Origin of the sequence: Stenotrophomonas sp. HMSC10F07 (assembly GCF_001807895.1) — a bacterium.
In the GTDB taxonomy this organism is placed as follows: domain Bacteria; phylum Pseudomonadota; class Gammaproteobacteria; order Xanthomonadales; family Xanthomonadaceae; genus Stenotrophomonas; species Stenotrophomonas sepilia.
This window is the reverse complement of record NZ_KV791374.1, coordinates 21,936-30,852: the sequence shown is the minus strand read 5'-3', so window position 1 is coordinate 30,852 and position 8,917 is coordinate 21,936. Positions and strand designations below refer to the sequence as shown.

6 protein-coding genes and 1 tRNA gene (1 of these 7 running past the window's edge) are annotated in these 8,917 nt (G+C 67.9%); 3 read left to right on the top strand and 4 right to left on the bottom strand.

The features are described from left to right. Positions 1–32, bottom strand: a tRNA-OTHER gene (locus HMPREF3114_RS09425) (it extends 54 nt beyond the left edge of the window). 128 nt (positions 33–160) lie between these two features. Between HMPREF3114_RS09425 and rnr the strand changes: the two genes are divergently transcribed. The 3 genes from rnr (at position 161) to rlmB (ending at position 4,123) form a co-directional block, all read left to right on the top strand. Continuing rightward, a complete protein-coding gene (gene rnr, locus HMPREF3114_RS09420; RefSeq protein WP_053499921.1) occupies positions 161–2,626 on the top strand; it encodes a ribonuclease R in 2,466 nt (821 codons plus the stop codon). A 122-nt stretch (positions 2,627–2,748) separates the two neighbouring features. Beyond that, entirely contained in the window at positions 2,749–3,231 is a 483-nt protein-coding gene (locus HMPREF3114_RS09415; protein ID WP_053499924.1) for a GFA family protein, read from the top strand. Positions 3,232–3,379: 148 nt separating this feature from the next. Further along, the gene (gene rlmB, locus HMPREF3114_RS09410) at positions 3,380–4,123 is read left to right on the top strand and encodes a 23S rRNA (guanosine(2251)-2'-O)-methyltransferase RlmB (protein WP_005408775.1); all 744 of its coding nucleotides are present in this window, start codon (positions 3,380–3,382) and stop codon (positions 4,121–4,123) included. Between the two features lie 117 nt (positions 4,124–4,240). Here rlmB and HMPREF3114_RS09405 read toward each other — a convergent pair whose 3' ends face one another. From HMPREF3114_RS09405 to HMPREF3114_RS09395, 3 genes are read right to left on the bottom strand one after another with little or no spacing between them, the layout of a single operon-like run. Continuing rightward, the gene (locus tag HMPREF3114_RS09405; RefSeq protein ID WP_053499926.1) at positions 4,241–5,680 is read right to left on the bottom strand and encodes an efflux transporter outer membrane subunit; all 1,440 of its coding nucleotides are present in this window, start codon (positions 5,678–5,680) and stop codon (positions 4,241–4,243) included. Next, the gene (locus tag HMPREF3114_RS09400; RefSeq protein WP_070489658.1) at positions 5,677–7,635 is read right to left on the bottom strand and encodes a MacB family efflux pump subunit; all 1,959 of its coding nucleotides are present in this window, start codon (positions 7,633–7,635) and stop codon (positions 5,677–5,679) included. Before HMPREF3114_RS09400 ends, HMPREF3114_RS09405 begins: the two co-directional genes overlap by 4 nt. Further along, the gene (locus tag HMPREF3114_RS09395; protein ID WP_032954055.1) at positions 7,632–8,873 is read right to left on the bottom strand and encodes an efflux RND transporter periplasmic adaptor subunit; all 1,242 of its coding nucleotides are present in this window, start codon (positions 8,871–8,873) and stop codon (positions 7,632–7,634) included. The genes HMPREF3114_RS09400 and HMPREF3114_RS09395 overlap by 4 nt, the downstream gene beginning before the upstream one ends. Positions 8,874–8,917: the final 44 nt, after the last annotated feature.

Below are 8,917 nucleotides of genomic sequence, written 5' to 3'. Positions count from 1 at the left end.
ACTAGTGCGTCTACCAATTCCGCCACCTGGGCGTTCCAGAGGCGCAATTGTGAAGATGAATCCGGGAGCTGTCAACGACTTCCTGAAATTATTTCATCCAACGCCTCCAGGGCGGGCGCTGACCCGTTCTGCACGCCATCAACGGCTACCATGTAGGGCGATGACTACCAAAAAACCAAGCAAGGGCGGGAGCAAGTCCCGCAGCCAAGCCCCGAAGAAGGGCCCGAAGGCGGGCGCAGCCCGCACCCCCAAGCCGGGCAAGCCGCTGCCAGGCTGGTTCCCCGAATTGAATGAAGGCGGTACGCCGCCGCGCGGCCGCAAGGTCCGCACCGCTGATGCGGCAGCGCCCGGCCCGGCCCCGGGCCGCAAGCTGCCGCCGACCGGCAAGGTGATCGACGATCCCTACGCCGCCCGCGAAGCCGAGAAATACGAACAGCCCATCGCCAGCCGCGAGGCCATCCTGGCCCTGCTGGAGCGTTGCGAAGGGCCGCAGACCGCCGAGGAACTTGGTGCACGCCTGGGCCTGACCGCACCGGATCGGGCCGAGGCGCTGTCGCGCCGGCTCGGTGCCATGGTCCGTGATGGCCAGCTGGTGCAGAACCGCCGCGGCGGTTTCGCCCCGATCCAGACGTTGAACCTGGTCACCGGCGTGGTGATCGCCAACCCGGAAGGGTTCGGTTTCCTGCGTCCGGTCGAGGGCGGCGACGACCTGTTCCTGCCGCCGTATGAAATGCGCAAGGTGATGCACGGCGACAAGGTGCTCGCCCGCGTGACCGGCATCGATCACCGGGGCCGTCGCGAGGGCAGCATTGCGCGCGTGCTCGAACGCGGCATGACCCGCCTGATCGGCCGCTTCAGCATCGAGATGGGCATCAACTACGTGGTGCCCGATGACAAGCGCGTGCAGCGCAACGTGCAGGTGCCGCCGGACCAGACCGGTGGCGCGCGCGACGGCCAGCTGGTGGTCTGCGAACTGACCCAGGCCCCGGACAGCCGCCGCCCGCCGATCGGCCGCATCATCGCCGTGCTGGGCGACAAGCTGACCGCGTCGCTGGTGGTGGAGACCGCCATCCACGGTCACGAGCTGCCGTTCGAGTTCCCGCAGGAGGTGCTGGACGAAGCCGCATCGGTGCCGCTGGTGGTTGAGCCGGCGATGATCGGCGACCGTGTCGACCTGCGCAGCACGCCGCTGGTCACCATCGACGGTGAGGATGCCAAGGACTTCGACGACGCGGTGTACTGCGAGCCGAATGCCGATGGCTTCCGCCTGGTGGTGGCCATTGCCGATGTCTCCAACTACGTGCGCCCCGGTACGCCGCTGGATGAGGAAGCGCAGAAGCGCGCCACCTCGGTGTACTTCCCGGGCTTCGTGGTGCCGATGCTGCCGGAGACGCTGTCCAACGGCATCTGCTCGCTGATGCCGAAAGTCGACCGCATGTGCTTCGTCTGCGACATGCAGATCGACCGCGATGGCCTGGTCACGCATTCGCGATTCTACGAGGCGGTGATGAATTCGCACGCGCGCCTGACCTATACCCAGGTGTGGAAGGCGGTCGGCGAGGACGATGCCGATACCAAGGCCTGGATGGGCGACCTGTTGCCGCAGGTGCAGCGCCTGCACCAGCTGTACAAGGTGCTGTCCAAGGCACGTGCCAAGCGCGGCGCCATCGAGTTCGAAAGCAGCGAGGTGCGCTTCGTGCTGGACAACCGTGGTGAAGTCACCCAGGCCGGCATGCTGGTGCGCAACGACGCGCACAAGCTGATCGAGGAATGCATGATCGCGGCCAACGTCGAGGCGGCCAGGTACCTGCTGTCGCGCCACGTGCCGGCGCCGTACCGCATCCACGAGAAGCCGCCGGAAACCAAGTACGCCGACCTGCTGGAATTCCTCAAGGAGTTCAAGCTGAGCCTGCCGCCGTGGTCGAAGGTGCGCCCGGGTGACTACACCAAACTGCTGAAGAAGATCCGCGACCGCCCTGATGCGACGCTGCTGGAGTCGGTGCTGCTGCGCAGCCAGAGCCTGGCGATCTACAGCCCGGAGAACCACGGCCACTTCGGCCTGGCGCTGGAGGCCTACGCGCACTTCACCTCGCCGATCCGTCGCTATCCCGACCTGCTGGTACACCGCGCGATCAAGCACGCGCTGTCCGGCAAGCCGCTGGACAAGTTCACCTACAATGCCCGCGAGATGGCCGCGCTGGCACTGCAGTGTTCCGAGCGTGAGCGCCGTGCCGACGAGGCCGAGCGCGAGGTCGACGAGCGTTACCGTGCGGCGTGGATGGAAAAGCACGTGGGCGGCCAGTTCGACGGCGTGATCAGCGGCGTGACCAGCTTCGGCCTGTTCGTGGAACTGGACGAGTCGAAGGTGCAGGGCCTGGTCCACGTGACCCAGCTGCCGCAGGACTATTACAAGTTCGACGCGACCCGCAAGACGCTGACCGGCGAGCGCCGCGGCGGCAGCTACCGGCTGGGCGACCGCGTGCGCATCCTGGTGCTGAAGGCCAGCATGGAAGAGCGCAAGATCGACTTCCGGCTGGTCGAACACAAGGGCGAGGACGAGGGTGACGGGCTGCCGCCGCTGCCTGAGCGGGGCAAGCCGGCCAAGCGCACCAAGAAGCAATATTGAAAGGCGTGCCGACCAACGGTCGGCACCCACCTCACCCGGTAGGTGCCAACCGTTGGTTGGCACGCACCGCTCGTCAGGTAGGTGTCGACCTTGGTCGACACGATCTTCCGGAGGAAAGCAGCATGCAAGGCCAACCCGAATACAGCGGCGGCTGCCAGTGCGGCGCGATCCGCTTCCACGTGCGTGGTGCGCTGACCGACAGCTCGATCTGCCATTGCCGGATGTGCCAGAAGGCCTTTGGTGCCTACTACGCACCGCTGGTGTCGGTGCGTGGCGTGCAGTTCAGCTGGACCCGCGGCCAGCCGCGCTATTTCCAATCGTCCAACGTGGTGCGGCGTGGCTTCTGCGCCGACTGCGGCACGCCATTGACCTACGAAGCGCCCGATGGCGTGGCGGTGGCTGCCGGCGCGTTCGACGAAGCCGAACGCCTGCCTCCGACGATCCAGTACGGGGTCGAGCGCAAGCTGCCCTTCGTCGACGGCCTGGCCAGCCTGCCCGTACGGCGTACCGAGGAGGACATCGCGGCCCTGGACTTCCTGGCCACGATCGTGTCCCACCAGCACCCCGACCACGACACGCCGCACTGGCCACCGCGCAGCCGGTGACGCACCTGTAGCGCCGTCTCCACGCTGTCGCCGCAGGCTGAACCCAGGACAGCCGAGCGCAGGCTCGGCTGTACAGGGAGGCGGGGCGCGGCAGCGCCCGGACCGCCGATGCTCTACCATAGCCCCCCCCTTTCCGGTCCCCGCCCGCATGAGCAAGAACAGCCAGTGGATCGTCGGCGTCAACGCCGTCGCCTCCTCCATCGAGAACGACGCCGAGAACGTCCGCGAAGTGCTGGTCGAGGCCGGTGCGAAGAACCCGCGCCTGACCGAGATCGAGGAAAACGCCCGCCGCAAGGGCATCGACGTGCGCAAGGTGAACAGCCAGGCGCTGGACGGTGTGGGGGGCTCGGTGCGCCACCAGGGCGTGGCCGCGCGCTATGCCGCCGCCCGCACCTACAGCGAGAACGAGCTGGAAGGCCTGGTCACTGCGGCCGAGGGCAAGGCGCTGCTGCTGGTGCTGGATGAGGTGCAGGACCCGCACAACCTGGGTGCCTGCCTGCGCTCGGCGGCTGCGGCCGGTGCGACTGCAGTGATCATCCCCAAGGACAAGTCGGCCACGGTCAACGCCACCGTGCGCAAGACCTCGGCCGGCGCCGCCGACCTCATCCCGGTGGTGGCGGTGACCAACCTGTCGCGTTGCCTGAAGGACCTGCAGAAGCAGGGCGTGTGGATCTACGGCCTGGCCGGCGAAGCCACCGCCTCGCTGTACCAGCTGGACCTGAAGGGCAACATCGCGCTGGTGCTGGGCGGCGAAGCCGACGGCCTGCGCCGCCTGACCCGCGAGAACTGCGATGGCCTGGTCAAGATCCCGATGCCGGGCGAGATCGAGAGCCTGAATGTCTCCGTCGCCGCCGGCGTCAGCCTGTTCGAAGCCGTGCGCCAGCGCGGTTGATCGGGCGACAGCCCATGTAGAGCCGAGCCCACGCTCGGCTGCCGCGCGCGGCCCACCGCGCCGCATGGGCATTCAGACGAAAAGCAGCCGAGCATGGGCTCGGCTCTACAGAAGGCCTCAGCCCGCGCTGCCGCCCAGCGCCTTGAACAGGGTCACGTCGTTGTTCAGCTGGCCCTGGCGCACGCGCGCCAGCGACAACTCTGCATCGCGCCGGGTCTGCTGGGCTTCCAGCCAGGTGCGCAGATCGGTAGCACCCACGCGATAACGCACTTCCTGCGCGCGCTCCACTTCCACCGCTTCCTCGTACGAAGCCTGCGAGGCAGCGACCTGGCGCGCCAGCTGCTCGCGCGCGGACAGTGCGTTGTCCACTTCCGAGAGCGCGGTGTACAGCGTCTTGCGGAAATTGGTCGCGGCGATCTGATAGCTGGTGCCGGCGATATCGGTATCCAGCTGCGCGCGCTGCAGGTTGAGGAATGGCAGCGAAAGGCCGGCACCCAGCGTGGCCACCGGATTGCGCAGTACATCGCCCAGCGAGGTCGCACTGGAACCGAGGCTGCCGGTCAGGCTCAGCGCCGGGTAGTACTGGGTGGCGGTGACCTTGATGGTCTTCAGGCTGTTGCGCAGGCGGAGTTCTGCCGCACGCAGGTCGGGGCGGCGGCCGAGCAGGTCGGCCGGCAGCCCCTCGACAATGCGCGGGCTGCGTGCGCCCAGCAGGTCCTGAGGTTCGTCCTGCTGGGGCCAGGGCGTGCCGTCCAGCAGCACGGTCAGTGCGTTGCGCACCTCCACCCGCTGCTGTTCCAGCGCGCTCTGCGAGGCGCGCTGCGATTGCAGGTTCTGCAGCGCCTGGCGCACTTCCAGACGCGATACCGCACCGGCGTCGAAGCGGGCCTGCACCAGTTCGCGGGTGCGCTCCAGCCGCTCCAGGTTGGCCTGGCCGGTGGCGATCGACTGGTTCAGGTAGGCCAGGTTCCAGTACTGGGTGATGGTGTCGCTGATCACCAGCAGGGCGGTATTCTGCCGGTCTTCCTCGCTGGCTTCGGCTTCCCAGCGGGCGATGTCGCGCTGGGTCCGCAGGCGTCCCCACAGATCGACCTCCCAGCCCAGCGAAACGCCGGTGGAGTAGCTGCGGCGCCAGTCGTCGGCCTGGTCGGTGGCGCGGCTGGCATTGCCGCTGACGCCCGATGACGAAGGCTGCGGCCACAGCGCGTTGCTGGCCAGGCCGGCCTGCAGGCGCGAACGCTGCACGGCCAGGCCGGCGGCGGCCAGGTCGCTGTTGGCGGCCAGCGCCTGCGCCACCAGGCGGTTCAGGCGTTCATCGCCGAAGCCGGTCCACCAGGTGTCCTGGCGGATGTCGTGGCCCGGTGTGTCCAGGCTGCTGCGCGGGTCGTCGGCCGGTGCGTTGAGGGTGGCATCGCCACGCCCATACTGGGCCGCCACATCGGGATCGGCCACCGGATAGCGGCCGACAGAGGCGCAGCCAGACAGGGTGAGCAGAACGGCACCCGCCAGCAGCCGGCGCGAAGGGGCAGGGAAGGGCAGTCGGGTCATCATCTTCATTCGCGTGCCAGGGCCTCCACCGGGTCAAGCTGCGCGGCATTGCGCGCGGGCAGGAAGCCGAACGCCACGCCGATCAGGGTCGAGCAGGCGAAGGCGGCAATGATCGAGGCGGTGGAGAACAGCACCTGGAAGTCGCTGGCGAAGCGGCCGATCATCGAGCCCAGCAGCAGGGCCAGGCCGATGCCGAGCACGCCACCGAGCAGGCAAACCAGCACCGCTTCGATCAGGAACTGCTGGCGGATATCACTTTGTCGTGCACCAACGGCCATGCGCACCCCGATCTCTCGGGTGCGCTCGGTCACCGACACCAGCATGATGTTCATCACGCCGATGCCGCCGACCAGCAGCGCGATGGCGGCGATGGCACCGATCAGCAGGGTCATCGTGCGCGTGGTCTGCTCGATGGTGTCGCGGATCTCCGCGCTGTTGCTGAGGAAGAAATCCTCGGTGCCGTGGCGCATCGTCAGCAGGCGGGTGATCGCTTCCTGAGCGGCATCCATCGGTGTGTTGTCGTCCACGCGCACGGTGATGCTGGAGACATGGCTCTGGCCGAGCATGCGCGACATCACCGTGGTGTAGGGCACCCAGACGCTGAGGCTGGTGCTGCCACCGAAGCCGAAACTCTGGCGCTTGGCCACGCCGACCACGCGCGCCGGCACGTTGCCGAGCAGGATCACCTGGCCGACCGGGTCGACATCGGGGAAGAACTGGGTCTGGGTGTTTTCGTCGATCACCGCTACCTGGCCGAGGCCCCTCACGGCATCGGCATCGAAGAAGCTGCCGCTGAGCAGGGTTACCCCCTTGACCCGGAAGAACTGCTCGCCGACGCCGCTGACCTGGGCGGTCGACGACTGGTTGCGATAACGCGCGGTGACCGAGGTCGATACGCTGGGGGTGGCGCTGTCCACATAGCTCTGCTTTGCCAGTGCATCGGCATCGCTGGCCTTGAGCGTCTGCACCCGGGCCGAGCGCATGTCGCCGAAACCACGGCCGGGATAGACGTCGATGGTGTTGGTGCCGAGCGCGCTGATGTTCTGCAGGATCTGCTGCTGCGAGCCATTGCCCAGCGCCACCACCGAGACCACCGAGGCGATGCCGATGATGATGCCGAGCATGGTCAGGAAGGTGCGCAGGCGATGGGCGTTCATCGCCAGCAGCGCCATCCGGTACGCTTCGGTGAAGCGGTCGCGGGCCGCCCGCCAGCTATTGCCGTGGGCGACGCCGGTACTGGCTTCGCGCTGGGCGCGGTAACTCGGCGCATCCGGATTGGCGCGGTCGGCAATGATCTCGCCATCGCGGATCTCGATGATGCGCTGTGCGTGCTGGGCCACGCTCATGTCGTGGGTGACGATGATGATGGTGTGGCCTTCGGCATGCAGTTCGCCGAGGATCGCCATCACTTCCTCACCGGATTTCGTATCGAGCGCGCCTGTTGGTTCGTCGGCCAGGATCACCTCGCCGCCGTTCATCAGGGCGCGTGCGATCGACACGCGCTGCTGCTGGCCACCGGAAAGCTGGCCTGGCTTGTGATGCATGCGGTCGCCCAGGCCCAGCCGCTGCAGCAGTTGCTCGGCACGCGCGTTGCGCACCGGGCCGGGACTGCCGGCATACACCGCCGGCACTTCCACATTGCCGCGCGCGTCGAGGTCGCCGAGCAGGTGGTAGCGCTGGAAGATGAAACCAAAATGCTCGCGGCGCAGTTCGGCCAGTTCGTCCGGCTCCATCTTTCCGGTTTCGCGGCCGGCCACCTGGTAGCTGCCGCGGGTGGGACGGTCGAGGCAGCCGAGGATGTTCATCAGCGTCGACTTGCCCGAGCCGGACTGGCCGACGATGGCGACCATCTCGCCGGCGTGGATGTCGAGATGGACGTCGCGCAGCACGGCGATCACATCGTCGCCGGCCGGGAATTCACGTCGCAGGTCGCGCAGCCGCAGCAGCGGCGCCGTCGTGCTCATCGGCGCCCCATGCCCGGGCCGCCGACCCGCATCTGCATGCCGCCGCGGTTGCCGCCGCCGGCGCTGGCACCGGCCGCACCGGCTTCGCCGACCACCACGCGCTCGCCTTCCTTCAAGCCGGACAGGATCTCGGCCGAGGCGCCGTTGTTGATGCCGACGGTGACCTTGCGCGGCTGCGGCTGGCCCTTCTCGTCCAGCACCCGCACCATCCGCTCATCGCCACGGCGCTTCGGTCCCAGTGCCACCGCCGGCACCATCAGCACGCCCTTGGCCTGCTTGAGCAGTACCGAGACCTGCGCGGTCATGTCGATGCGCAGCGTGCCGTCCGGGTTTTCCACATCAAACAGCGCGTTGTAGTAGACCGCGCTGCTGGAGCTGGAGCTGGAGGAGCTGCTGGAGCTGGACGAATTCTCGTTGGCGATCGAGGCCGGCGCCGGATTGATCTGGCGCAGCGTGGCGTGATACTTGCGGTCCGGGTCGCCCAGGGTGGTGAAGTACACCGGCATGCCGGGCTTGATCTTGACCACGTCGGCCTCGGAGATCTCGGCATTGACGGTGACCACGTCCAGCCGCGCCAGCATGACGATGGTCGGTGCGGTCTGGTTGGCGTTCACGGTACGGCCTTCCTCGGCCACCACCGCGACCACGGTGCCGTCCATCGGCGCGGTGATGCGGGTGTAGGCCAGGTTGGCGCGGGCGGTGCCCAGCTCGGTTTCGCGGCCCTTGATCTGCGCCTCGTAGGACTGCAGCTGGGCACGGGCGGTCTTCAGCTGCGCTTCGGCGGCATCGTATTCCTGGCGCGAGGTGGCCTCGGCGGCCAGCATCTGCTGCTGGCGCGCGAACTCTAGTTCGGCCTGGCGCAGGGTGGCCTGCTGCACGGCGCGCTGGGCGGTGACCTGGTCCAGCGAGGCCTGCGCGTTGAGCACCTGGTTCTGCTGGGTGGTGGCATCGATCTCGGCGATCAGGTCGCCTTCCTTCACGGTGTCGCCCAGCTGTACCTTCAGCGATTTGATCTGGCCCGAGGCCTGCGCGCCGACGCTGACCAGCTTGTAGGCGTCGATCACGCCGGTGGCATCCACCGTTTGTTCGATGTCACCGCGGCTGACCGGCGAGGTTGCCACCGCCGGGGCGGCGGGCTTGCGCAGCAGCCACCAGGCGGTCGCGGCGACGATCAGGGCGAGCAGGGCGATCAGCATCAGGCGACTCCGGCGGGTCGCTGGCAGCAGGCGGAACGTCACGTCGTGGCTTCACTCTCGAGGCCGCGAGGGCGGCGTTGGTGGGC